Raw genomic sequence first — 21,758 nt, 5'->3', positions numbered from 1 at the left:
TCGCCGAACCGTCGGTAGGCTGGAGGACATGACCGAGCGCAAACCGCCGGATCAGACCTTCGAATCGTGGATCGACAAGCAGGTCCGCGAGGCCACCGAGCGCGGGGAATTCGACAATCTGCACGGGGCGGGTCAGCCGATCCCGGGGGTCGGCACCCAGGTGGACGAGAACTGGTGGTTGCGGAGTTATCTGCGGCGCGAGGGGATTCGAGCCGACGGCATGTTGCCGGAATCGCTGGTTCTGCGCCGGGATCTGGAGCGAATTCACGAGACGGTCGCCGAACTGGACACCGAGCGTGAGGTGCGCGCCGCGGTCGCCGAACTGAATCAGCGGGTGGTCCGCTATGTGCGGGTACCGACGCCGCCACACGTGCCGGTGGGGCCGATCGACGCCGACACGGTGGTGCGGCGGTGGCGGGAGGAGAAGGCGTCCGCGTCGAGCGGAAGTACGGATTCGGCGCGCCGCGCGTCTGCAACCTCGGCTCGACGCGCGACCAGCTCGACGCAACGCGCGCGCGAACCTTCGGAGCAACAGGTGGGGTCATCGGCGCAGGGCGTGGTGGCGGAATCGTCCGCCCGTCCGAAGCGCCGTTGGTGGCAACGTTTCTGGCGCTGACGCCGAATCGCACCCGTGCAAATTGCGCCACCGGGAACGTCGATTTCGGCGCGGCGCCAGTGCGATCCCTCTGCGCGCACAGCACTCGAACCGCAACCGTTGATGGTATGCATGTACCAACTTACGTGATATGTTCATGCCATCAAGAGTTCGCGGCCCGGGTCGCCGGTCTCGCCATCGCACGACCGATATGCCCGATTTGCCCGCTTCTCTTGTACTACGGGGCGTAGTAAGCAAGAATGACCTTGTGACGCGGAAGGCATTGCCTTCCACCGCCATTCATCGCCGAGGGAGGGCACATGACGGTCAACGGTGACCGCGGCCCGATCATCGTCTCAACCGCGGCCGGGATCACGATTCTCGCCGCCGCCGGGATGCAGGATCGGCTGCTGTTGGGTGTATTCATTTGCGCCGGAATAGGTTTGGGATTGGCCAACGCGTATCTCACCCGCCTGGGCGTGGCCGCGCTCGTGAGTGAGAACACTTCCGGCAAAGGGCCTTTGGCGGCCGTCACCGGGATCCGGCTGTTCGCCGTCACGGTGCTCGCGCTGGTCGCCGGTGTCCTGACACGCCCGGACGGACTGGGCATTCTGTACGGCCTGGTGACCTTTCAAATCGGCGCCGCGTTCTGGGCGGCCGCACCGACTCTGCGGAGCGCTCGATGACGAAAGTCGAAGTGGGACACCACGAAACCGCGCACCTGTTCGGAATGGATTTTCACGTCGACACGATCGTCGCGACCGTGGTCGCGGCCGCCGTCGTGCTGGGTCTGGCGTTCTCCCTGCGCGTCAAGCTGACCTCCGGGGTCCCCGGCGGCGTGCAGTTGTTCTTCGAAGCGGTCACCGTGCAGATGCGCGCGCAGGTGGAAAGCGCTGTGGGACTACGGATCGCACCGTTCGTCCTGCCGCTGGCCGTGACGCTGTTCGTCTTCGTGCTGCTGTCGAACTGGTTGTCGGTGCTGCCGGTGCAGTACGGCGCCGGTGAGCTGATCAAACCGCCCGCGGCCGACGTCAATTTCACCTACGCGCTCGCCCTGTTCGTCTTCGTCGCCTACCAGGCCGCCGGCGTGGCACGCCGCGGTCCGATCGGACATGTGAAGCAGCTGCTGAAGGGCCATATGGGTTGGGGTCCGATGGTTGTCATCAATGTCATCGAGGAGATCGCCAAACCGCTGTCGTTGGCGCTGCGGTTGTTCGGCAACATGTTCGCGGGCGGAGTGATGATCTCGGTGATCGCACTGCTGCCCGCCTGGCTCAGCTGGGGTCCGAACGCGGCATGGAAGCTGTTCGACCTGTTCGTAGGACTCATCCAGGCTTTCATCTTCGCCCTGCTGACCGTCCTCTACTTCGGGCAGGCCACCGCCGTCGAACACGAAAAGCATTGAGCGGCAGGCGCACATCCCGCACCGCACACAAATGTTGGATCATTCGAGGAAAGGAATGACACATGGCCGACATAACGCACGAGACGGTGGTTCAGGCGGCGGCATTGGTCGCCGGTGGACTGATGATGGTCGGCGGCGCGATCGGCGCCGGTTACGGCAACGGCATGGCGGGCTCGGCGCTGATCAACGGCATCTCCCGGCAGCCGGAGGCCGAGGGCAAGCTGCGCGGCAACTACCTGATGGCGGTCAGCCTCGTCGACGCCGTGTACTTCATCAATCTGACGTTCATGGCACTGTTCGCGTTCGCGGCGCCGGGCAAGTAGCGCCATGAACACCGAAATCCGCGCGGCCGAGAACTTCTTGATTCCCAACGGCACGTTCTTCGTCGAGCTGGCGATCTTCCTCATCGTGTTCGCGGTCATCTGGCTGTTCGTGGTACCACCGATCCGGGAGGTACTCGACCAACGCGAGGCCCGCGTGACCGAAGCCGCCGCCCACCGGCGACAGGCCCGGGAAGCGTTCGCCGCGGCCGAGGACCGCTACCGGTCCGCGCTCGCCCAGGCCCACGCCGACGCGGCGCGGCTACGCGAACAGGCCAGGAACGAAGGCCGAGCGATCCTGGTCGCGCACCGCGATCGCGCTCGAGATCGAACCGAGGAGATGGTGGCCACGGCCACCGCGGAACTGCGAACCCAGGCCGCCGCGGCGGCGGCACGATTCGACACGCATCTCGATCCCATTGCGCACGACCTTGCGGATCGGGTGATCGGAGGTGGACAACGATGAACACCGGCGACGGTGTCTACGACATCACCTGGGACTGGCCCGTATTCGTCAGCCAGCTCTTCGGCTTCGCCGTCATCCTCGGCGCACTGTCGAAATGGGTTGCCCCGCAGGTTCGGACGGTCATGCGCAAAGCGCAGCGCACGATCGAGGAACAGATGACGGAAAGCGCGGACGCCGCGACCGAATTGGCCGCCGCCGAACGCGCTTTCGCCAAGGCGGTCGCGGCCGCCCAGGTCGAGGTCGCACGCATCGGCCACCAGGCGCGTGATGACGCCGACCGGATCGTCACCGAACTGCGGGACACCGCGGCGGCCGAAGTCGAACGGGTGCGCCGAGAAGGCCTGCGCAACGTCGCTCTGGCACATCGGCAACTGGAGGAAGAACTCACCCACGACCTCACCACAGCGGTCATCGACCGCGCCGAATCCATAGCCCGTGACCTACTCGAATCACCGCTCGCCAGGTCGAGCAGCATCGATCGTTTCCTCGACGAGCTGACAGCGCGAGCCAGGGCCACCGAGGAACTCAGCGGCCTGAGCTGACCTCGGCTCGACCGCCACACAGCGCCCGGATCCGTCGATCCGGGCGCACTCGGCGTCTAGCACCGTGTAGCTTGTCGGCTTCCGCGCCGAGCTGCCGAGATCCGGTGTCCCGAGTGGCGTGTTCGAACTTGCAGTGTTCGTCGCGGATGTTGTCGGCTAGAGGCGTATCGCCGTACGGACAAGGTCGGCGATGGCTTTGGATCTACTGTGTGGTGGCCACGCGATGACGGTGGTGACGGCCGGTGCGTCCGGCACCGGCACGGTGGCGTGATCGTCGCGTAACTGGGCGCGGAGCGACTCGGGCACGACCGCGCATGCCCGTCCGAGGGTGATCAGCTGGGCCAACTGGGTATGGTCGCGAACCTGCGGGCCGGGGCCGTCCGGATAGCTTCCATCCCGTCGGGGCCAGCGCGGCAGGGGCAGGTCGGTCAGGGCGTTGACCTCGGCCATCGACATATGAGGTCGGTTGGCGAGGGGATGCCCCGCGGGCAGGACCACGACCTGCTGTTCGGTGTGCAGGTCCTCGGTATCGAAGCCGGTCGTCGTGTCGTAGGGCCGGTGGAGCAGAGCAACGTCGGCACACCCGTCACGTAGCAGTCTTTCCGGTTCGCCGGGTCCGCATAGCAGCACCTCGACTGCGACAGCGCGGGGATCGGCAGCGTAGGCGTCCAGCAGCTTCGACAACAGTTCGCTGGAGGCTCCCGCCTTGGTGGCCAGCACGACACCGGGCAGGTCGGCAGCGGCGCGGCGAGTGCGGCGCTCGGCGGCTTCGACCGCTTCGAGAGCGTTCCGGGCCTCCCGCAGCAACACCGACCCGGCCTCGGTCAACCTGATCGCGCGAGCATTGCGGTGCAGCAGAACGACTCCGAGTCGCCGTTCGAGCTGCTGGATCGCCCGCGACAGCGGTGGTTGCGCCATCGCGAGCCGTTGTGCCGCCCGCCCGAAGTGCAATTCCTCGGCGACCGCGACGAAGTATCGCAACTCCCGCGTCTCCACCATGTGGTGATCGTATCCGGCGCTCACCACGACCAATACCCGTGCGGTATCGCCACCCACCCGATCGGTCTTGGACGCCCCACCCGAGTCCACAACATGATCAACGGCATGAGTGAATCGATGATCGCGCTGGTGACCGGCGCGAACAAAGGAATCGGATACGAGATCGCGGCGGGCCTGGGCGCCCTTGGCTGGCGAATCGGTGTGGGCGCTAGGCATCGACAACGCCGCGACACCGCGGTGGAAAAGCTGCGCGCGGCCGGGACCGACGCGTTCGGCGTGCCGCTCGACGTCGACGACGACGCGAGTGTCGTCGCCGCGGCCCAGCTGATCGCCGACCATGCCGGAGGGCTCGACGTCCTGGTCAACAATGCCGCGATCACCGGCGGTATGCCACAGACACCCACGACGGTCGATCCCGCGACTGTGCGAGCTGTCATGGAAACCAACGTGATCGGCGTCATCCGGGTCACCAACGCGATGCTGCCCATGCTGCGCGGCTCGGTGTCACCGCGAATCGTCAACATGTCCAGCAGCGTGGGCTCGCTCGCCCTGCAGACCACGCCCGGCATCGACATGGGCCCGGTTTTCGCTGCGTACTCGGCATCGAAGACCTTCCTGAACGCCGTCACCATCCAATACGCCAAGGAACTGAGCGACACCAACATCCTGATCAACTCCGGGTGCCCCGGTTTCACCGCCACCGACCTCAATGGCTTCCGAGGCGTCCGTACACCACAACAGGGGGCGGCGATCGCGATTCACCTCGCGACCCTGCCCGATGACGGACCGACTGGCAGATTCTTCGACGACGCCGGAGCAGTGCCCTGGTGACGGGCACAGCGATGGGAACCATTCCCGTTCTCGTCCAGACGCGGGCGGCGAGCGTGCTCCAGCGCACCGCGGTGGTGATGTGCATGCCGGTGGTCTGCGCCAGGATCGGCCAGAGAACCTCGCCGGCCAGTTCGAGCAGCGCGCTGTTGCGTTGTGCGCGAACGCGTACCAATCGACATGCGGAACGATCCTACAAAGGCACTTCGATCTCGTCGGGGGATTTGTCGATGCGGATACCCCGCCAGCTGGGATGCCGTAGTCCCTCGGGGGTGGCTTCCCGGTATTCGATATCGGCGACCAACTCGGGCTCGACCCAGTGCGCTAGCACGGCGATCGCGCGCGGCGGCGGTACGTCGAAAGGTGTATCGGGGCGGGCGAGTTTGTCCAAGCGGGTGCGTAGACTGCGCCGCTCCGCGATTTTCCATCCGGTCCCGACATTGCCGATATGTACCAGCCGTCCCGCCGAATCGTGCGCGCCGAGAATCAACGACCCGAATGCGTTGGCGAACGGGCCATTTCCGGGCAACCATCCGGCGATGACTGCTTCGGTGGTTTTCCGGAACGGCATCTTGATCCAGTTGCGCGACCGTTCACCCGGTTGATACGTGGAGTCGAGGCGTTTGGCGACCAGACCCTCGAGCCCGTTCTCCGCCGCGGCCGCCGACAGCGCCTCGGGCTCGATGTCGGTCCAGTAGGGCGACAACTGGATCGGCGGGCGGGCGATGTCGAGCTGGGCGAGCAACTCCCGCCGCTGCCGGTACGGCAGGGCGGTGGTGGCGTGGCCGTCGAGGGCGAGCAGGTCGAAGATCATGTACAGCACCGGAACATCCCTGATCAGCTGCGCCGATGGCACGCGGACGTGCATGCGGCGCTGGAGCCGGGAGAACGACGGCGCGCCGCTCGCGGCTTCCGGCGCCACGATCTCCCCGTCGATCGTGGCCTGATGCTCGCCGACCGCCGCGGCGACGGCGGCGGCGATTTCAGGGAACGAGCGGGTGACCTGTTTGCGGTTTCGGCTGTAGAGCTGACAGTCGCCTTCGGCCACCGCGGCGACGGCGCGCATGCCGTCCCATTTCATCTCGAAGGCCCAACCGTCCGGATTTCCGGGCGGTCGTCCGGAGAGGGCCAGCATCGGCGACGGCGCGGACACCACCGATACAGCATATCTTTAGCAAATTGATTTGCGCGGAGCCAGCGGTGGCGTCACCGGTTATCAGTCGGTTGATATCAGCCGCTCATGCCAGCGGCGAAGGGCGTCGTCTGCCAGTGGTCGACCGCGGGCTCGAGGTACTCCATCAGTTCGGGAAGCTGCGGGACCAGGGTGAGGGTGGCGATGACTCGCAGCATGCCCAGGGCGTTGACGAAGGCGAGGACCTCCTCGTCGAGTGGCCTCGTCCCGTTGCGTCGTGCGCCGCGGTTGTAGGCGGCTTCGTGCTCGGGGCCGAGAGCGGCCAGGTCCCACTCGACGGGCCCTAGGGTGACCAGTTCGAAGTCGGCGTAGCGGTCGCCGTCCACCGCGTGGAAGATGTTCGCGGGCGGGGAGTCACCGTGGATGGGTTGGAGGTCGATGCCGGGGAACCGAGCCTCGAAGGCGCTGCGTGAGCGTACGAGGGGTTCGAGGAACTGCCATTCGCGGCGGGCCCGGTCGAGTTCGGCCGCTCCGATCAGGTCGGGATGCTGGTCGAGCCGGGCGAGGCTGTCCGCGATGAACTCCGGGTCGGCCGCGGACAGGAACTCCAGGCGGCCCGGGTAGGCGCGCAGTGCCGCGTGCAGGTCGGCGACGCTCTCGGCGTTCGCGACGTAGTCGGGTTCCTTGTCCCGGGCCTCCTCGACGAACGGCCAGAACGTCATCGAGAACCCGTCGCGCTGCACGGGTTCGCGCTGCACGAGCGGGCTGGGCGCGATCACGGGGATTTTCTGGTCGGCCAGCCACCGTGTGACATCCAGCTCGTCCCGCTGGCGGCGCGCGAGGGCGGCCAGGTCGTCCGGGCGGGGTAGGACGGTGGGAATTCGGGCCACGACCGGCGAGGGGGCCAAGTGGACGACGACCGAAAAGACGTCGTGCAGCACCGTGGGCTCGGTGACGGTCAGCCCCAACTCACACCCGGCCCCGACGGCTGCCGCGACGGCGGCGGCGGTGCGGTCGGCGCGCTGTTGTGGTGTCAGGAAGGTGGTCACGATGGTGGTGGGCAGGGAGGTGTGGGCGTGGTCACCATAACAAGGCGAATCGTCTCGCTCCAATTCTCCGGGTTGAGGCGCTTGTTCATGTCGAGGCGGAAAGCGCCGCCCGCCGAACGTCGTCCGGCGGGCCGACGTTCTTCGAGTTCGCGCCGATACTGTGAAAGTCGGAGGGGATCCCGTCGATTCGCTGTGTGCGCCGCTGCGGTCCCACCCGAGAAGGAGATTCGATGCGCCACATCTATGTCGTCACCCACCCGGAGGCGACCCATCACGTCGACCGACTGGTCGGCGGATGGTACGACTCGCAGCTCACCACGGCAGGCGAGCGCGCCGCGGCGGCCATCGCCGAGTCGCTGCGCGCGCGGATAGCCGAGGACGCCGAGGTGCGGGTGCACTCCTCGGATCTGCTGCGTACCGCGCGGACGGCCGAAGCGATCGGCAAGGCGCTCGACGTGACGCCGATCTTCGACGAGAGACTGCGCGAGAAGTCCTACGGCGAAGCGGGCGGCAGGCCGCAGGAGTGGCTGGACCGGCGATTCGTCCCGCCGCCCGCCGTGGGCGAACGTCTGCGCCACGACGAGGGAATCGCGGGCGCGGAGACGAAATTACAACTCGCCCAACGTATCTACGCGGCAATGGGTGCGATCGTGGACGACCCGTGTGAACAGCAGGTCGTCGTAACACACGGGGGCGCACTGACATTCGTGCTCGCGGCCTGGATCGGGATGCCGATCGACTCGGCGGACTACGTCGCCTTCCGCGCCGCGCCGGGCAGCATCACGGTGCTCACCGAGGACGACTTCTTCCACAACCGTGCGGTCACCAGCCTCGGTGACACCCGGCATCTCGAGGTGGAACCGAACTGACCCGCGGTGTGGGTACGCCAGAAACAGCGATTCGCTCTCGACCAGTTACGCCCCTTCTGTAGTGGGCCACACTCGTCACCGCGGTCCGGCTGAGCTGGACCGCGAACGGACCGCCGCCGTGATCGGGCACTGCGCCGAAGGCGGCTCGAGCACGCCCCGCGCGGCGTACATTTCCGATCATGGACACCGTCGAGCTATCCGCACCGGACGGCCCGCTGCCCGCGCTGCTGGCCCGCCCGGCGGGTGCGGGTCCCTGGCCTGGCGTTGTCGTCGTCCACGATGTCCTCGGCCTCGGTACGGACCTCGAGGGACACGTCGCGATGCTCGCCGAGCACGGCTACCTCGCGATCGCCCCGGATCTGTTCTCGCGAGGTCGCGCGCGCTGCATGCGGGCGGTGATGCGGGCGCTGTGGTTCACCGGCGGCAAAACCGATGCCGACGTGGTCCCGGTGCGCGACATTCTCGCCGCCCGCGACCGCCTGGTGCCCGATCCGGCGTGCACCGGGCGCACGGCCGTGATCGGTTTCTGTATGGGCGGCGGGTTCGCCTTGCTGACGGCGCCGCGCGGTTTCGATGCCGCGGCTCCGTTCTATCCGGGCCTGTACGGCGATTACCGCAGCTTGCTCGACGGCATCTGCCCGGTGGTGGCCAGCTACGCCCGCCTCGATCCATCGCTGGTCGGCGCACCCGCCAAGCTCGAGCGCGCGCTCACCGATTTCGGCGTCGCCCACGACATCAAGACCTATCCGGGAGTCACGCACGGCTTCGCGAACACCTTCCCCGGCGACCGGCTGCTGCGCGTCACCGGCCTGGGTCACAACGCCGATGCGGCCGCCGACGCCTGGCGACGCATCTTCGCGTTCTTCGAGACCCACTTGGCGGATAGCCAGAACGCCCCGCCGCGCTGAGTCGGCCGCCGGTGCACTCGGCGGGTCTACGGCGCGGTCAGCGCGGTGACGGCCGGTGCGAACATGGTGTTCTTGATCGCGCCGAGTGTGCCGGAGTCCTTGCCGCCCAAGGGAAGCAGCATTTCCAGCGCCGCGGCGGTGACCTGTCCTTCCGGGGCGGCCGCGTCGACGATGTCGGCTTCGGCCGCGGCCTCGCCGCCGTAGCGGCGGCCGGTGGTCATGGCGGCGACCGCGCTCTTGGGGGTCAGTTTGGCTTGGATGAGGGCGGCCATGCCGGGGGTGAAGGGGATGCGGATGTCGACTTCGGGGAAGCAGAAGTAGCCGCGGTCGGCGCGCATGACGCGGTAGTCGTGGGCGATGGCGAGCATGGCGCCCGCGCCGAAGGCGTGTCCGGGCAGTGCGGCCGCGGTGGGCACGGGCAGGGTGAGCACTCGCGCGAACAGCGCTTGCACGCGTCCGACGTACCACTGGGCGCGGTCGGCGTTGGCGCCGAGCCAGTCCAGGTCGAGTCCGTTGGAGTAGAACTTGCCGCTCGCGGTGGTGAGCAGGCCCTGGGCGCCGTCGGCGAGGACGGTGTCGAGGTGGGCGTTCACTTCGTCGAGGAAGTCGGGGGAGAAGCGGTTCTCGTCGCCGCCGAGGTCGAGGACAGCGATCTTGTCGTGGTATTCCAGTGTGGGCATAGCGGGTTCCTTCGTCGAGAGTGGTCGGGACTTGCGGATCAGGGGGGCGGTCCGACTGCGAGCACGGCGCGGACGGCAGCCCGAAGTTGTTCGCGGGCAAAGGGTTCGGCGATCCGCTCGCGGCGGATCAGGATGGCGGTCGGCAGGTCGACCAGGCAGGTGGTGAGCACCTCGACCGCGCGGCGGTCGCGGCGGCCCCATCGGCGCTGCGCGAGCCCCACCAGCAGGTCGATCAGCGCGCGTTCGGCGGCGCGAACTTCGGCGGCCACGTCCTCGGGCAGGTCTTCACCGAGCAGCTGCTCGCGCGAGACGGTGAGCAGCAGGCGCGAGGAGTCGGGGAATCGCTCGGCGAACACGCTCGGCGCCTCGGCGGCGGCCACGATCGCGTCGTCCCACACGGCCTCGGCCGACGAATCCAATTGATAGGCAGCACTTTTCGATTCGCCTGCGCCGGTGCTCGAATCGCCTTCCGATCCGGAGGCCGCCTCGATCAACTCGTTCTGCACCGCGAGAAACCGCCGCGCGGCCCGCAACCACGCGCGCCCCAACACTCCGGATCGCGACCCGAACGTGTGGTACAGCGCGCCGTTGGACACCCCCGTGGCGGCGGCGACGGCGCGGATGGTGACCGCGGCCGGACCGCCGCGGACGGCCAGCGATTCCGCGGCGTCGAGCACGGCGCCGGGGTCGTGGGTGCGGGGTCGTGGCATGGCGCCGACTATAACAGAGCAATTGCTCTGTTATGCAACCCGGATTCGGTTCGCCACGGGCACTGCATATTTCGCGCGGTAACAGCTACCGCGCGTCACCTAGCGGATTCGCTTGTGCCCGCCCGCGCGCGCGAAGCGATGCGGTACTGTTCGGGCCCTCCCCCTTGCCCGCACGAGCAGAACGGCATCCGCATGTCACGAGTGGTCACCAAGGAGCAGTACTTCGACACCGCTCTGGAGGTGCTGGCCGAACTCGGGTTCAAGGGTCTCAACATCGGGCTGCTGTGCCGTCGGCTCGGGGTCACCAGCGGCTCGTTCTATCACCACTTCGGCAGCTGGCAGGGTTTCGTCGACGCGCTGCTCGAGCACTGGGAGAACCGGCAGGTGTTGATCCTGCGCACGTTGAAGTTCAATCAGGGCGATCCCGACGACGACGTGCGCGCGATGTCGGATCTGGCGGCGGGTCTGCATCACGCGGCCGAGGCCGCGATCCGGGCGTGGGCCGCCAACGACGAATCGGTGAATCTGGCGGTCAAGCGGGTCGACGAGTCGCGGCGGCGCACCGTGCAGAAGGTGATCAACGGCGTGGTCGGCGACGACGAGACCGCCGCCGTGGTCACCTCGCTCGGCATGGCGATGCTGATCGGCTACCAGCAGATCGCGGCGGGCGGGGAGAATCTGTCACTGCGGCGGCTGCTCACCGAGTACGCCCGCCTGATCTACTCGCACGCGCGCCGTCCGGCGCCGGTGGGTGCTCAGCCCAGCAGTTCGTCGACGTAGCACCAGCGCCAGGCTTCGCCGGGTTCCACGCTGCGCATCACCGGGTGCCCGGTGGCGGCGTGGTGTTCGGTGGCGTGGTTGCCCGGCGAGGAGTCGCAGCAGGCGATGTGCCCGCACGTCAGACACATTCGCAGGTGTACCCAGCTCTGGCCTTCGGCGACGCATTCGGCGCACTGATCGGGTTCGGTGGGTTCGCGCAGCAGCGGCGCGGCCCGCAGATGGTCGCAGTCGGCGGCCGCGGCGGGCGCGGCGAGGGGTTCGCGGCGTTCTTCCTCGGTTTCGTCGAACCGGTCGATCATCGATTCCTCGAGATCGAGCCGTGCCAGCACGTGCTGGAGGATCTCGTAGTCCATGCCGCCCGAATCCCGCACCCGCAGTACGGTTTCGCGTTCGGCGCGCAGCATCTCGAGGCGCAGCCTGCGGTATTCGGCGGTGGGAGTGCGCTGTTCGGACTCGGCGCGGCCCAGCCGTTCCCAGGCGGCGTTGGTGCGCCAGGTCAGCCGATCGCGCAGCGATTGCACGACTTGCCGCGGGGTGTCGGGTCCGGCTGCGGCGTCCAGCGCCGCCATTCCGGCCGCGCCCGCCTGGGTCAGCAGGTTCGCTTTCTGTAGCGCGTCCTCCGAGCGGCTGGGACCGCGCAGATGCAGGCGCCGCACCAGCCACGACAGCGAGGTGCCTTGCAACAGCAGCGTTCCCGCCACCACGACCAGGGCCAGCAGCTTCAGCACCGGCAGCTGCGGGGTGTCTTCGGGTAACAGCAGGACCGCGGCCAAGGTCACCACGCCACGCATGCCCGCCCACGACACCACCGTCGGATAGCTCAGCGGAACGGTCGAGCGTCCGAGCCGCTGGAACAGCAGCGACCACGGGAAGATCCACAGCGGCCGCGCCACCATCACCGCGAGCAACACCGCGATCGCCGAGATCACCAGGGTGGTGTGGTCGAGCCCGCTGCTCCACGCATCCTCCACGATCGCGCGCACCTGCAGACCGATGATGAGGAACACCGAGCTTTCCAGGATGAACTGGATGGTGCGCCAGTTGGTGCGTTCGGCGATGCGCGAGGCCGCCGACTGCCACACCGGCGCACCGTGGCCGAGAATCATCCCGCAAGTCACGACCGCGATCACCCCGGAGGCGTGTATCTGTTCGGCGGGCAGATATGCCGCGAACGGCGCGAGGAACGACAGCGTGGTGTCGAGCACCGGGTCGGTGATGCGCCGCCGCAGCAGTGCGAGCAGGGCGGCGACGGCGATGCCGACCAGCGCGCCGCCGCCCGCGGCGAGCAGGAAATCACCGCCCGCCTGCCACACCGACACCGTGCCCGCCGAGGCCGCGATCGCGGTCCGCAACGCCACCAGCGCGGTCGCGTCGTTGAACAGCGACTCGTCTTCGAGGATGGTGACGATGCGCCGCGGCATCCCGATCCGGCGCGCCACCGCCGTCGCGGCGACCGCGTCGGGCGGGGCGACCACCGCGCCGAGGGCGACCGCCACCGCGAAGGGCACCGGAAGCAGCCACCACACGACCGCGGCCACCGCGAACGTGCTGAACAGCACCAAACCCACCGACAGCGAGGCGATGGTGCCGATATTGGCGCGGAAATCCACCAGTGATGTCCGGATCGCCGCGGTGTAGAGCAGCGGCGGCAGCAAACCGAGCAGCACCACCTCCGGTTCCAGGTGCGCCGCGGGAACGAACGGCAGATACGAGGCCGCCACCCCGGCCAGGGTCAGCACCAACGGTTCTGAGACGCCGAACCGCCGCGCCAGCGCCGCCAACGCGGCCGCCGACGCGACGAGAACCACCAGGCCGATCGCGACATGCACCATCGCATTCTCCCAAAACGCCACCATCGCCGCGTTCGCGCCGTGGACGACGCGGTCGCGAGGCCGATTCCCCGGAATCGCTGCCGCGCGCCCGCGCACCGGCAATGCTTATCGGGTATGGAGGAGTTTGCGAATTGGCGTGCCAACGGACACCGGTTCACCCATAACGGGCATCAGATCTTCTGGACCGAGGGCGGCGGCGGACCCGAGGGGGTCCTGCTGTGCATCCACGGCTTCCCGACCGCGTCCTGGGACTGGCATCCCGTGTGGCCCGGGCTCGGTGAGCGGTTCGCGCGGGTCCTCGCCGCCGACATGATCGGCTTCGGCTGGTCGGCCAAGCCGCGCACCTACGACTACAGCATCGCCGACCAAGCCGACCTGCACGAACAACTGCTGCGCGAACAGAGCGTGCACCGTTTCCACGTGCTGGCCCACGACTACGGCGACACCGTCGCCCAGGAACTACTGGCCCGCGACGCCGAACGCCGCGCCATCGGCGACGACTCGCTGACCATCGAATCGGTGTGCCTGCTCAACGGGGGACTGTTCCCCGAAACCCACCGCGCCCGCTGGGTGCAGCGGCTGCTGGCCGGACCGCTGGGACCGATGGTCGGGGTTCTCGGCGGTGAGACCGCGTTCAAGCGCAGCCTGGCTGCGGTCTTCGGACCCGACACCCGCCCCAGTGCCGCCGAGCTGCACCAATTCTGGCTGCTGTGGTCGTCCCGGCACGGTAAACGCAACGGCCACAAGATCATTCGCTACATGGCCGAGCGGCGCAAGCATCGGGAACGCTGGGTCGGCGCGCTGCAGCAAGCCGTGGTGCCGGTGCGGTTGATCGACGGGCTGCGCGACCCGGTCTCGGGTGCGCACATGGTTCAACGCTACCGCGAACTGATCGAGGACCCCGACGTAGTGGAGTTGCCCGACATCGGCCACTACCCGCAGGTCGAGGCGCCGCAACGGACCTTGGAGGCGTTCCTGGAATTCCACCGCAGCCGGGTGCGCTGACCGCCACACCTTCACTATGGGCAACCCCATAGAATGAGGGCGTGGCACGCCGATCCAGCACCGACGGTTCCCCTCGTACCCGCCTGCCCAACGCGCGACAGCGGATGATCGAGGGGGCCATCGACTCGCTGCGCGTGCACGGCGCCAGCGCGACCAGCGTGGACCGGGTGCTGGCCAGCACCGGCGCACCGCGCGGCTCGGTGTATCACCATTTCCCCGGCGGACGTACCCAGCTCGTCAACGACGCCGTCACCACCGCCGGTGAGATCATGTCCGGCTACATCGAGCGCCTCACCCGCGACAGCGACCCGGTCGACGCGCTGGAGAAGTTCGCCGAGATGTGGCGCACCACGCTGCGCGAGAGCCAGTTCCGCGCGGGGTGCCCGATCTTCGCGGTCGCCGTCGAAACCAACGACGAGACACCAGAATTCGCGCGCGCCGCGGCCGCCGTCTTCGAGCGCTGGCACGCCGCGCTCACCGACGTGCTGACCCGCCACGACGTCCCCGCCGACCGGGCCCGACGCCTGGCGGTGCTCACCGTCGCCTCCTTCGAAGGCGCCATCGCGCTGTGCCGGGTCCAGCGCAGCATCGAACCCCTCGACGACGCGGTCGGCGAGCTGCGCGCGCTTTACCCGACCTCCACGCACTGACCCGGCGACCCCTACCACGGTCGGAGTCGGAGATCCGACCGCGCGTGGATGTGTTCGACCCGCTCGGCTCGCTACCGTGCTCCCAGAAGCGGGACAGACCCGCGTTCTCCGCACCGCGGCGACAGGGGACGGTACAGCCGATGAAGATCGCAGGTTCACGAGTTCTGATCACGGGCGCCACCGGCGGCATCGGGCACGCCATCGCCCACGCGTTCGCCGAACGCGGCGCCGAGCTGGTGCTCACCGGCCGCCGCGTCGACGTGCTGGCCCCGCTGGCCGCCCAGACCGGCGCCCGCGCCGTGCCCGCCGATCTGGCCGACCCCGACGGGGTCGCGGCGCTGCTCGCGGCGGCGGGCCCGCTCGACATCGTCATCGCGAACGCGGCCGTGCCCGCCAGCGGGCTGCTCACCGACTACTCCCTCGAGCAGATCGACCGCGCACTCGATGTGAACCTGCGCGCCCCGATCATCACCGCCCGCCTGCTGGCCGAACCCTTCGTCGCCCAGGGACGCGGGCATCTGGTGTTCATCTCCTCCATCTCGGGCAAGATCGCCTCACCCCGGGTCTCCCTCTACAACGCCACCAAATTCGGGCTGCGCGGCTTCGCCCAAGCGCTGCGCCAGGATCTGGCCCCGCACGGCGTCGGCGTCTCGACGGTGTTCCCCGGCTTCGTCCGCGACGCGGGCATGTTCGCCGACGCGGGCGTTCCCCCGGCCTTCGGCACCGGCACCTCCTCGCCCGATCAGGTGGCGGCCGCGGTGCGTCGCGCCGTGGAACGCAATGTCGGCGAGATCGACGTAGCCCCGGCCCAGGTGCGCATCGGCGCGCTGCTCGCGGGCATCGCGCCCGGCTTGTCCGCGCGGGTGCAGCGGCTCGCGGGCGCGGACAAGATCGCGGCGACATTGGCCGATGCGCAGCGCGCCAAACGGTGAGGACGCCGGAACGACACTCGAGCTGATCCCGTGCAGCACCGGTCGCTGCTACTCGACCGGTGCGCCCGGTCGCTGCTGTTCGCCGATGCTTGCCCCCGGTCGCTGCTGTTCGCCGATGCTTGCCCCCGGTCGCTGCTGTTCGAGGACGTCGGCGGCAGCGCTGGAGGGCGGTCTGCTCGCGGTGAAACGGAGCTCCGCGCACTTCCAGCGCCGCGAGCAACCGCGGGGTCCTCAGCGCAGTGGCAGCACCATGGTGATGCTGGTGGTGCCCGCCCGGTTGACGATGCGCGAGCCGTCGACATCGACGAAGCCCAAGCGCTGATACAACCGTCGTGCCGGATTCTCCTCGCGCACGCTGAGACTCATCGCCGGATAGCGTCCGGCGGCGGCGGTGACGAGCTGTTCGAGCATCGCCGTGCCGAGCCCGGTGCCGCGCGCCCGCGGTGCGACGGCGATCGCGAGTTCGGGAGTGGCGTCGTCGACGTAGCCGTATCCGGCGTCCGTGCCGGTCAGCAAGCGCAACCACGCCGCGCCGCAGGGGGATTCGGCCGGGCCGCCGATGACGCCGAGATCGCCGTCGGCGCCCCAGCCGTCGACGTAACGCGACAGCGCGGGAATGGTTTCCAGGTCGGCCACGGTCAGTCCCTGATCGGCGGCGTGCGATGCCTCGTAGAGCATTTCCCAGAGGAAGGGTTCGTCGGCGGTCATGGCTGGGCGTAGCGAAGCGGAGATCACGAATCCGAACATAGGAGAACCGTGCGCGCACGGCCATGCCATTTCCGGAGGCACACCGCACCCTGACGGCCGACACCACCTCCCGCACCGACTTCCGTCGCGCGGGTTCAGCGGCCGCGGACATGCCGCGCGGCCGACGCAGGCCGCAGCGTGCTCTCGCTGTTCGACGTGGTGTTACCGGCTGGCGGACGCGGCGTTGCGGGCGTGCTCCGCGACCCAGACACCGACCCCGATCGCCGTGGCCACCGGCCACGACACCAGTCCGGTGGCGGCCGCCGCGCCGAGCCCGCCGTAGTAGAGCATCGACTCCCGATCCGGCACTCGATGCAGCACCGCCGTGGTCACCGACGAGACACCGTTGGCCGCCGTGCGCGATCCGGGCGGAAGCGGGACTCGCGCCATCCGCACTCCGACCGTCGGAATCGGGACACGCACTCCTCCGTTCGCGGCGGGTCCGATATTCGATTCGGTTGCCGAGGGTTCTCCCGCCGATTCAGCCACCGAAGGTGCGGTCTCGGTTGGCTCGGTACCCGATTTGCGGGCCTGTTTGGTCTTGCCGGACATGACTGTTCCTTTCTCGACCTTGGACCTCCGCGCTGAGTATGCGAACAAGTCAACCCCTGCCGGGCCCACGCCGCTATACCCCTAGAGGTTGGATTTCGGTCAACGACGGCTCCCACCTCCGGTCCCGCTGATCACGCAGGCAACGCAGACACATGGCGGCGACGCTTGGAGGCTTGACACACCCATTATGGTGTACTCCATAGTCGGGTATCGGGACGATGCGACCCCGAAACGTGTTCACTGACGCTTTCTCTCGCGTTCCGACCGCAGCCGCGCACCGAAGGAGCCGCCGATGTCCGCCGACGACCTGCAACTGGACACCATCGAACTAGAGCGAGACGGGCGGGTCCTCACCGCGCGAATCGTCGCCCCGCCGTGGAACTTCGTGACCCCGGCGGTGGTGCGCGATCTGGACACCTTCACCGCCGCCGTCGATGCCGACGACACCGTCGGTGCGGTCGTACTCACCGGCGGTCTGCCCGGTCGTTTCCTCACCCACGCCGACCCCGCCGCGCTGGCCGGCATGATCGACATGCCGCACCCGTTCGTTCCTGCCCGCGTCGCGGCGCCGTTCCTGCGCGCCAGCGCGGCCGCGCTGCGCCTTCCCGGTGTCGCGGAACTCGTCGAACGCCGCGGCGGGGGGCTCGGCGCGGGGCTGGTTTGGGGTTATCGATGGAAACGCACCACCCTGCGGATGAACCGCTCCGGCGTCGCCTACCTCGCCGCTGTCAACGGTCCCGCGCTCGGCGGCGGCCACGAGATCGCGCTGGCCTGCGACCTTCGCTACGCCGCCGATGCCGACCACGTGCGCCTCGGGCAGATCGAAACACTGGCCAACCTCATCCCCGGCGGCGGTGCGACCCAACGCCTGACGCGTCTGCTCGGCGCCGCCAAAGCCATCGAGATCATCCTCGAAGGCACACCGTTCACCGCCGAGGAAGCCCTGCGCCTCGGTGTGGTGCACCGGGTGGTGGCCGCCGACGAACTCCTCGCCGCCGCGCAGGCGACCGCGGCCCGGCTGGCCGCCCGCAACCCCATCGTCGTCGCCGAGCTCAAGCGTGCCGTCTACTTCGGCACCGACAGATCTCTGTCCCGCGGTCTCGACGCCGAACAGGCAGGCTTCGTCTCCGTCGGCACCACCGCCGCGGCCGCCCGCACCACCGAAGCCTTCTTCGAGGACCTCGACCGCCTCGCCGACACACCCTTCCTCGCCGACCCCGGACCATGGGTCGACGGCACCCGCGTAGACCAGGTGAGCAAATGACGAAACCCACCCCTGCGGCCACCGAAGCGTGGCACAAGACCGCCTGCATTCTGTGCGAGAACAACTGCGGTCTGCTCATCCAGCTCGACGGTCGCCGTTTCGCCAAGATCCGCGGCGACAAAGACCACGTCGCCTCCGCCGGCTACACCTGCAACAAGGCGCTGCGCCTGGACCACTATCAGAACGGCGGCGCCCGCCTGACCAGCCCGCTGCGCCGCGAACCCGACGGCACCTTCACCGAAATCGACTGGGACACCGCGATTTCCGAGGTCGCTTCCCGGCTCGAAGAGGTACGTGCCCGGCACGGCGGCGACAAGATCTTCTATTACGGCGGCGGCGGCCAAGGCAACCACCTCGGCGGCGCCTACAGCGGAGCCCTGCGCCGCGCCCTGGGCAGCCGCTACCGCTCCACCGCGCTCGCCCAGGAGAAGACCGGCGAGGGCTGGGTCGACGCCCACCTGACCGGCGGCCACACCACCGGCGACTTCGAACACGCCGAAGTGTCGGTGTTCCTCGGCAAGAACCCCTGGCAATCCCACGGCGTGCCGCGCGCCCGCACCATCCTGCAGCAGATCGCCAAGGATCCCGCGCGCAGCATGATCGTCATCGACCCGGTGCGCACCGAAACCGCCGACCTCGCCGACATCCACCTCCAGGTCCGCCCAGGAACCGACGCGTGGTGTCTGGCGGCGCTGCTGGCCATCCTGGTCCGCGACGATCTGCTCGATCACGACTTCCTCTCCGCGCACACCAGCCAGGCCGAGGATGTCGTGGCCGCGCTGCGCGATGTCGACATCGCCGACTACGCCGACCGCTGCGGCGTCCCGGTCGAGCTGCTGCGCACCGCCGCCCACCGCATCGGCACCGCCGCCAGCGTCGCCACCTACGAAGACCTCGGCGTGCAGCAAAGCCCCAACAGCACCCTCATCTCGTATCTGAACAAACTGCTGTGGCTGCTCACCGGCAATTTCGCCGCACCGGGCGCGATGCAACCGCACTCGTGGCTGGTCCCGCTGGCCGGCTACAGCCGCGACATCCGCCGCAGCCCCGTCACCGGCGCGCCCGTCCTCGGCGGCATGCTGCCGTGCAACTCCATCGCCGAGGAGATACTCACCGACCATCCCGACCGCTTCCGCGCGATGATCGTCGAGTCCGCCAATCCCGCGCATTCCCTTGCCGATTCGACCTCCTTCCGCGCCGCGCTCGACGCGCTGGATCTGGTGGTCGTCATCGATGTCGCGCTCACCGAGACCGCCCGCCACGCCGATTACGTGCTGCCCGCGGCCAGTCAGTTCGAGAAGTGGGAAGCCACCTTCTTCACTCTCGAATTCCCGCACAACACGTTCCATTTGCGCGCGCCGCTGCTCGACCCGCTACCGGGCACGCTGCCCGAACCCGAGATCTACGCGCGGCTGCTGCGCGAACTCGGCGCGGTCTCGCGCACCCGGCTCGCGCTGTTGCGCACCGCCGCCCGCCTCGGCCGGCGCCCCTACGCGCTGGCCTTCGCGGCGCTGGTGGCCATCGACAAGAACACCGCGGGCTTGGCGCCGTATCTGCTCTACGAAACCCTCGGCCCCACCCTGCCCGGCGGCGCGCGCGCCGCCGCGGTGCTGTGGGCGTTGGCCCAGCGCGTCGCCCGCGTCCATCCCGCCGCCATGCGCCGCGCCGGACACCGCGACGCCGACGCCCTCTTCGACGCCATCCTCGCCGGACGCTCCGGTGTCACCTTCACCGTCGACGACTACGCCGACGCCTGGGACTACGTCCCGCACCCCGGCAAACGCATCCCCCTCGCCATCCCCGAACTGCTGCACGCCCTGCGCGCACTGGACACCACTGCCGCCACCCACACCAGCACCGACTATCCGTTCGTGCTGGCCGCGGGGGAGCGGCGCTCCTTCACCGCCAACACCATCTTCCGCGACGACACGTGGCGTCGGCGCGATCCCGACGGCGCACTGCGCATGAACCCCGAAGACGCCACCCGCCTCGGCCTGGGCGCCAACGACCGCGCTCGCGTCACCACCCGCCGCGGCAGCGCCGTCACCACCGTCGAACTCACCGACCGCATGCAACCCGGCCACGTCTCCCTGCCCAACGGTTTCGGCCTCGACCTGCCCGACGGCACCCGCACCGGCGTCGCACTCAACGAACTCACCGATGTCACCCTGCGCGACGCCATCGCGGGCACACCCTGGCACAAACACGTCCCCGCCCGCATCGAACCAGCCTGAGGCGCACAAGGTTTCACCGCACTCGCCCCGAGCGTGCGGCTACGTCGCAGTGGCACAGGCGCTTCCTCGACTCGATCGGTCCGGCGAACAGCTGACCTGGCCACTCGGGCGCGCTCGCCGGGGCCTTCGCGAAAACCTGTTGGCGAACTATGGCGACCGCTGCTACTTTCCGAAGGCCGTGAGAGACAACGAGGAGGTGGTACCCGTGAACGCAGTATCGACATGGGTGCTCCCCTCTGGAGTCACGGTCGGGCGATAGGTCGTCCGGGAGCGCCGTTCAACAGCACTCCCGAAAGGCACTACCGTGCAATTCGTTTCCGAACAGCGCCTCGACGACAGCGTCCTGGAGCGCGCGTTCACCCTCGGCGAGATCCCCGGCATTCTGTGGACGTCTGTATCAGCATCCGAACCGGCGCCGCTGATCCTGCTCGGCCACCCCGGCGGACTGCCCATGATGTACCCCCGGCTGGTGGCCCGGGCACGGCACGCCGCGGCGGAGGGCTTCGCCACGGCCACCATCGAGCTCCCCGGCAGCGGTGACCGGCCCCGTTCGCCCGCCGCCGAGCAGGCCCGCGCCGACCTGCGCCGGGCGGTGACTGCTGGCGAGCCGGTCGATGACGAGATCGTCGACCGGCTCGTCCTCCCACTGGTCGACAAGGCGGTCCCGGAATGGCGGGCCGCCCTGGACGCCCTTCTCGCGCTGCCCGAGATCGGTGGCCCGGTCGGGTATTCGGGAGGGGTGATCTCCATCGGCGTCCGGCTGGCGGTGGTCGAGCCGCGCATCTCGGCCGCCGTTCTGTTCGCGGGGAGTTTCGTGCCCCGCGCCATGTTCGAGGAGGCCCGTCAGGTCACCATTCCGCTGCATGTCCTGCTGCAATGGGACGACGAAGGAAACGACCGGCACATGGCGCTGGACCTGTTCGACGCCTTCGGCTCCAAAGAGAAGACGCTGCACGCCAATATGGGCGGGCACACCGGCGTCCCGCGGTTCGCGGGCGACGAGGCGAACCGGTTCTTCGCCCGGCACCTGAGGTGAGGCCGATCCGTCAGGCCCGCAGCAGACCATAGGAGCTGTCGGCCAGGATTCCGCTCGTCGACGACAGGTTCCGCCCCTCCTCGATGAGCGGTCGCCAGCAGATTCACCACCGCCCCGACCCTGGTGGTACCGGCCATCGGCGGTACCACCGCGGTTGGGGCGCTCGGCCACCAGCGCACGCCATCTCTTCGGGCATCTCCACGAGTGGATGTGGACGCGTGGC

Annotated in this window: 24 protein-coding genes; 16 read left to right on the top strand and 8 right to left on the bottom strand. The window is 68.7% G+C overall.

What is annotated here, in order from left to right; all coding sequences use genetic code 11:
- Positions 1-28 precede the first annotated feature (28 nt).
- From T333_RS29705 to T333_RS29680, 6 genes are all read left to right on the top strand, one after another.
- Positions 29-616, top strand: a complete 588-nt coding sequence (locus T333_RS29705) for a DnaJ family domain-containing protein (RefSeq protein ID WP_496426565.1) — start codon at positions 29-31, stop codon at positions 614-616.
- 299 nt (positions 617-915) lie between these two features.
- Entirely contained in the window at positions 916-1,281 is a 366-nt protein-coding gene (locus T333_RS29700) for a hypothetical protein (RefSeq protein WP_355001350.1), read from the top strand.
- Positions 1,278-2,000, top strand: a complete 723-nt coding sequence (gene atpB / locus T333_RS29695; RefSeq protein ID WP_355001349.1) for a F0F1 ATP synthase subunit A — start codon at positions 1,278-1,280, stop codon at positions 1,998-2,000. The genes T333_RS29700 and atpB overlap by 4 nt, the downstream gene beginning before the upstream one ends.
- Before the next feature lie 62 nt (positions 2,001-2,062).
- Positions 2,063-2,323: an ATP synthase F0 subunit C gene (gene atpE, locus T333_RS29690; protein WP_067783390.1), complete on the top strand. Its 261-nt coding sequence runs from the start codon at positions 2,063-2,065 to the stop codon at positions 2,321-2,323.
- A 4-nt stretch (positions 2,324-2,327) separates the two neighbouring features.
- Positions 2,328-2,786: a F0F1 ATP synthase subunit B family protein gene (locus T333_RS29685; RefSeq protein WP_496426564.1), complete on the top strand. Its 459-nt coding sequence runs from the start codon at positions 2,328-2,330 to the stop codon at positions 2,784-2,786.
- Positions 2,783-3,328, top strand: coding sequence for a F0F1 ATP synthase subunit B family protein (locus T333_RS29680; RefSeq protein WP_496426563.1), 546 nt, complete (start codon positions 2,783-2,785; stop codon positions 3,326-3,328). Before T333_RS29685 ends, T333_RS29680 begins: the two co-directional genes overlap by 4 nt.
- Positions 3,329-3,484: 156 nt before the next feature.
- Here T333_RS29680 and T333_RS29675 read toward each other — a convergent pair whose 3' ends face one another.
- Positions 3,485-4,327 carry a LysR family transcriptional regulator gene (locus tag T333_RS29675; RefSeq protein ID WP_496426562.1) on the bottom strand — a complete coding sequence of 281 codons (843 nt, stop codon included), beginning with the start codon at positions 4,325-4,327 and terminating at the stop codon, positions 3,485-3,487.
- Between the two features lie 105 nt (positions 4,328-4,432).
- Between T333_RS29675 and T333_RS29670 the strand changes: the two genes are divergently transcribed.
- Positions 4,433-5,158 (top strand): SDR family NAD(P)-dependent oxidoreductase, encoded by a 726-nt coding sequence (locus T333_RS29670; RefSeq protein WP_496426561.1) that lies wholly within the window; start codon positions 4,433-4,435, stop codon positions 5,156-5,158.
- Between the two features lie 190 nt (positions 5,159-5,348).
- Here T333_RS29670 and ligD read toward each other — a convergent pair whose 3' ends face one another.
- Both ligD and T333_RS29660 read right to left on the bottom strand, forming a co-directional pair.
- The gene (gene ligD / locus T333_RS29665) at positions 5,349-6,311 is read right to left on the bottom strand and encodes a non-homologous end-joining DNA ligase (RefSeq protein WP_496426560.1); all 963 of its coding nucleotides are present in this window, start codon (positions 6,309-6,311) and stop codon (positions 5,349-5,351) included.
- Positions 6,312-6,385: 74 nt separating this feature from the next.
- Positions 6,386-7,336, bottom strand: coding sequence for an aminoglycoside phosphotransferase/kinase family protein (locus T333_RS29660; RefSeq protein ID WP_496426559.1), 951 nt, complete (start codon positions 7,334-7,336; stop codon positions 6,386-6,388).
- A 230-nt stretch (positions 7,337-7,566) separates the two neighbouring features.
- On the opposite strand from T333_RS29660, the gene T333_RS29655 reads away from it, so the two are divergent.
- Complete coding sequence (locus T333_RS29655; protein ID WP_355001344.1) at positions 7,567-8,205, top strand: histidine phosphatase family protein; 639 nt, start codon at positions 7,567-7,569, stop codon at positions 8,203-8,205.
- Between the two features lie 179 nt (positions 8,206-8,384).
- A complete protein-coding gene (locus tag T333_RS29650) occupies positions 8,385-9,113 on the top strand; it encodes a dienelactone hydrolase family protein (protein WP_496426558.1) in 729 nt (242 codons plus the stop codon).
- Between the two features lie 26 nt (positions 9,114-9,139).
- Here T333_RS29650 and T333_RS29645 read toward each other — a convergent pair whose 3' ends face one another.
- On the bottom strand, positions 9,140-9,793 hold the full coding sequence (locus T333_RS29645) for an enoyl-CoA hydratase-related protein (protein ID WP_496426557.1): 654 nt from the start codon (positions 9,791-9,793) through the stop codon (positions 9,140-9,142).
- A gap of 38 nt (positions 9,794-9,831) precedes the next feature.
- Positions 9,832-10,503: a TetR/AcrR family transcriptional regulator gene (locus T333_RS29640; RefSeq protein WP_496426556.1), complete on the bottom strand. Its 672-nt coding sequence runs from the start codon at positions 10,501-10,503 to the stop codon at positions 9,832-9,834.
- Positions 10,504-10,695: 192 nt separating this feature from the next.
- Here T333_RS29640 and T333_RS29635 point away from each other — a divergent pair, with 192 nt between their 5' ends.
- Positions 10,696-11,283, top strand: coding sequence for a TetR/AcrR family transcriptional regulator (locus T333_RS29635; protein ID WP_355001340.1), 588 nt, complete (start codon positions 10,696-10,698; stop codon positions 11,281-11,283).
- On the opposite strand, the gene T333_RS29630 is transcribed toward T333_RS29635, so the two are convergent.
- The gene (locus T333_RS29630; RefSeq protein ID WP_496426555.1) at positions 11,259-13,115 is read right to left on the bottom strand and encodes a Na+/H+ antiporter; all 1,857 of its coding nucleotides are present in this window, start codon (positions 13,113-13,115) and stop codon (positions 11,259-11,261) included. The two genes, T333_RS29635 and T333_RS29630, sit on opposite strands and share 25 nt — an antisense overlap.
- Before the next feature lie 114 nt (positions 13,116-13,229).
- Between T333_RS29630 and T333_RS29625 the strand changes: the two genes are divergently transcribed.
- The 3 genes from T333_RS29625 to T333_RS29615 all read left to right on the top strand — a co-directional run bounded on the left by T333_RS29625 (position 13,230) and on the right by T333_RS29615 (position 15,702).
- Positions 13,230-14,120, top strand: a complete 891-nt coding sequence (locus T333_RS29625) for an alpha/beta fold hydrolase (RefSeq protein ID WP_496426554.1) — start codon at positions 13,230-13,232, stop codon at positions 14,118-14,120.
- 41 nt (positions 14,121-14,161) lie between these two features.
- On the top strand, positions 14,162-14,770 hold the full coding sequence (locus tag T333_RS29620; RefSeq protein WP_496426553.1) for a TetR/AcrR family transcriptional regulator: 609 nt from the start codon (positions 14,162-14,164) through the stop codon (positions 14,768-14,770).
- 140 nt (positions 14,771-14,910) lie between these two features.
- On the top strand, positions 14,911-15,702 hold the full coding sequence (locus T333_RS29615; RefSeq protein ID WP_355001336.1) for an SDR family NAD(P)-dependent oxidoreductase: 792 nt from the start codon (positions 14,911-14,913) through the stop codon (positions 15,700-15,702).
- Positions 15,703-15,933: 231 nt separating this feature from the next.
- Here the strand turns inward: T333_RS29615 and T333_RS29610 are convergent, their stop codons facing one another.
- Entirely contained in the window at positions 15,934-16,437 is a 504-nt protein-coding gene (locus T333_RS29610; protein WP_355001335.1) for a GNAT family N-acetyltransferase, read from the bottom strand.
- Positions 16,438-16,611: 174 nt separating this feature from the next.
- Positions 16,612-16,839, bottom strand: a complete 228-nt coding sequence (locus T333_RS29605) for a hypothetical protein (RefSeq protein WP_355001334.1) — start codon at positions 16,837-16,839, stop codon at positions 16,612-16,614.
- Between the two features lie 454 nt (positions 16,840-17,293).
- Between T333_RS29605 and T333_RS29600 the strand changes: the two genes are divergently transcribed.
- The 3 genes from T333_RS29600 (at position 17,294) to T333_RS29590 (ending at position 21,535) form a co-directional block, all read left to right on the top strand.
- Positions 17,294-18,265, top strand: a complete 972-nt coding sequence (locus T333_RS29600) for an enoyl-CoA hydratase/isomerase family protein (protein WP_496426552.1) — start codon at positions 17,294-17,296, stop codon at positions 18,263-18,265.
- The gene (locus T333_RS29595) at positions 18,262-20,499 is read left to right on the top strand and encodes a molybdopterin-dependent oxidoreductase (protein WP_496426551.1); all 2,238 of its coding nucleotides are present in this window, start codon (positions 18,262-18,264) and stop codon (positions 20,497-20,499) included. Before T333_RS29600 ends, T333_RS29595 begins: the two co-directional genes overlap by 4 nt.
- Positions 20,500-20,803: 304 nt before the next feature.
- The gene (locus T333_RS29590; protein ID WP_496426550.1) at positions 20,804-21,535 is read left to right on the top strand and encodes a dienelactone hydrolase family protein; all 732 of its coding nucleotides are present in this window, start codon (positions 20,804-20,806) and stop codon (positions 21,533-21,535) included.
- The last annotated feature ends 223 nt before the right edge of the window (positions 21,536-21,758 follow it).

The sequence above is a fragment of the Nocardia sp. CNS-044 genome (assembly GCF_059570515.1).
Note: the sequence above shows the minus strand (reverse complement) of the source record. Positions and strands in the feature narration are given on the sequence as shown.

What these genes read in the sequence shown, in the direction of transcription:
- T333_RS29655 (WP_355001344.1), top strand. Translation starts at nt 7,567, where the DNA reads ATGCGCCACATCTATGTCGTCACCCACCCGGAGGCGACCCATCACGTC.
- T333_RS29625 (WP_496426554.1), top strand. Translation starts at nt 13,230, where the DNA reads ATGGAGGAGTTTGCGAATTGGCGTGCCAACGGACACCGGTTCACCCAT.
- T333_RS29705 (WP_496426565.1), top strand. Translation starts at nt 29, where the DNA reads ATGACCGAGCGCAAACCGCCGGATCAGACCTTCGAATCGTGGATCGAC.
- T333_RS29650 (WP_496426558.1), top strand. Translation starts at nt 8,385, where the DNA reads ATGGACACCGTCGAGCTATCCGCACCGGACGGCCCGCTGCCCGCGCTG.
- T333_RS29680 (WP_496426563.1), top strand. Translation starts at nt 2,783, where the DNA reads ATGAACACCGGCGACGGTGTCTACGACATCACCTGGGACTGGCCCGTA.
- T333_RS29635 (WP_355001340.1), top strand. Translation starts at nt 10,696, where the DNA reads ATGTCACGAGTGGTCACCAAGGAGCAGTACTTCGACACCGCTCTGGAG.
- T333_RS29700 (WP_355001350.1), top strand. Translation starts at nt 916, where the DNA reads ATGACGGTCAACGGTGACCGCGGCCCGATCATCGTCTCAACCGCGGCC.
- T333_RS29615 (WP_355001336.1), top strand. Translation starts at nt 14,911, where the DNA reads ATGAAGATCGCAGGTTCACGAGTTCTGATCACGGGCGCCACCGGCGGC.
- T333_RS29645 (WP_496426557.1), bottom strand. Translation starts at nt 9,793, where the DNA reads ATGCCCACACTGGAATACCACGACAAGATCGCTGTCCTCGACCTCGGC.
- T333_RS29670 (WP_496426561.1), top strand. Translation starts at nt 4,433, where the DNA reads ATGAGTGAATCGATGATCGCGCTGGTGACCGGCGCGAACAAAGGAATC.
- T333_RS29605 (WP_355001334.1), bottom strand. Translation starts at nt 16,839, where the DNA reads ATGGCGCGAGTCCCGCTTCCGCCCGGATCGCGCACGGCGGCCAACGGT.
- T333_RS29595 (WP_496426551.1), top strand. Translation starts at nt 18,262, where the DNA reads ATGACGAAACCCACCCCTGCGGCCACCGAAGCGTGGCACAAGACCGCC.
- T333_RS29600 (WP_496426552.1), top strand. Translation starts at nt 17,294, where the DNA reads ATGTCCGCCGACGACCTGCAACTGGACACCATCGAACTAGAGCGAGAC.
- T333_RS29640 (WP_496426556.1), bottom strand. Translation starts at nt 10,503, where the DNA reads ATGCCACGACCCCGCACCCACGACCCCGGCGCCGTGCTCGACGCCGCG.
- T333_RS29675 (WP_496426562.1), bottom strand. Translation starts at nt 4,327, where the DNA reads ATGGTGGAGACGCGGGAGTTGCGATACTTCGTCGCGGTCGCCGAGGAA.
- T333_RS29630 (WP_496426555.1), bottom strand. Translation starts at nt 13,115, where the DNA reads ATGGTGCATGTCGCGATCGGCCTGGTGGTTCTCGTCGCGTCGGCGGCC.
- atpB (WP_355001349.1), top strand. Translation starts at nt 1,278, where the DNA reads ATGACGAAAGTCGAAGTGGGACACCACGAAACCGCGCACCTGTTCGGA.
- atpE (WP_067783390.1), top strand. Translation starts at nt 2,063, where the DNA reads ATGGCCGACATAACGCACGAGACGGTGGTTCAGGCGGCGGCATTGGTC.
- T333_RS29685 (WP_496426564.1), top strand. Translation starts at nt 2,328, where the DNA reads ATGAACACCGAAATCCGCGCGGCCGAGAACTTCTTGATTCCCAACGGC.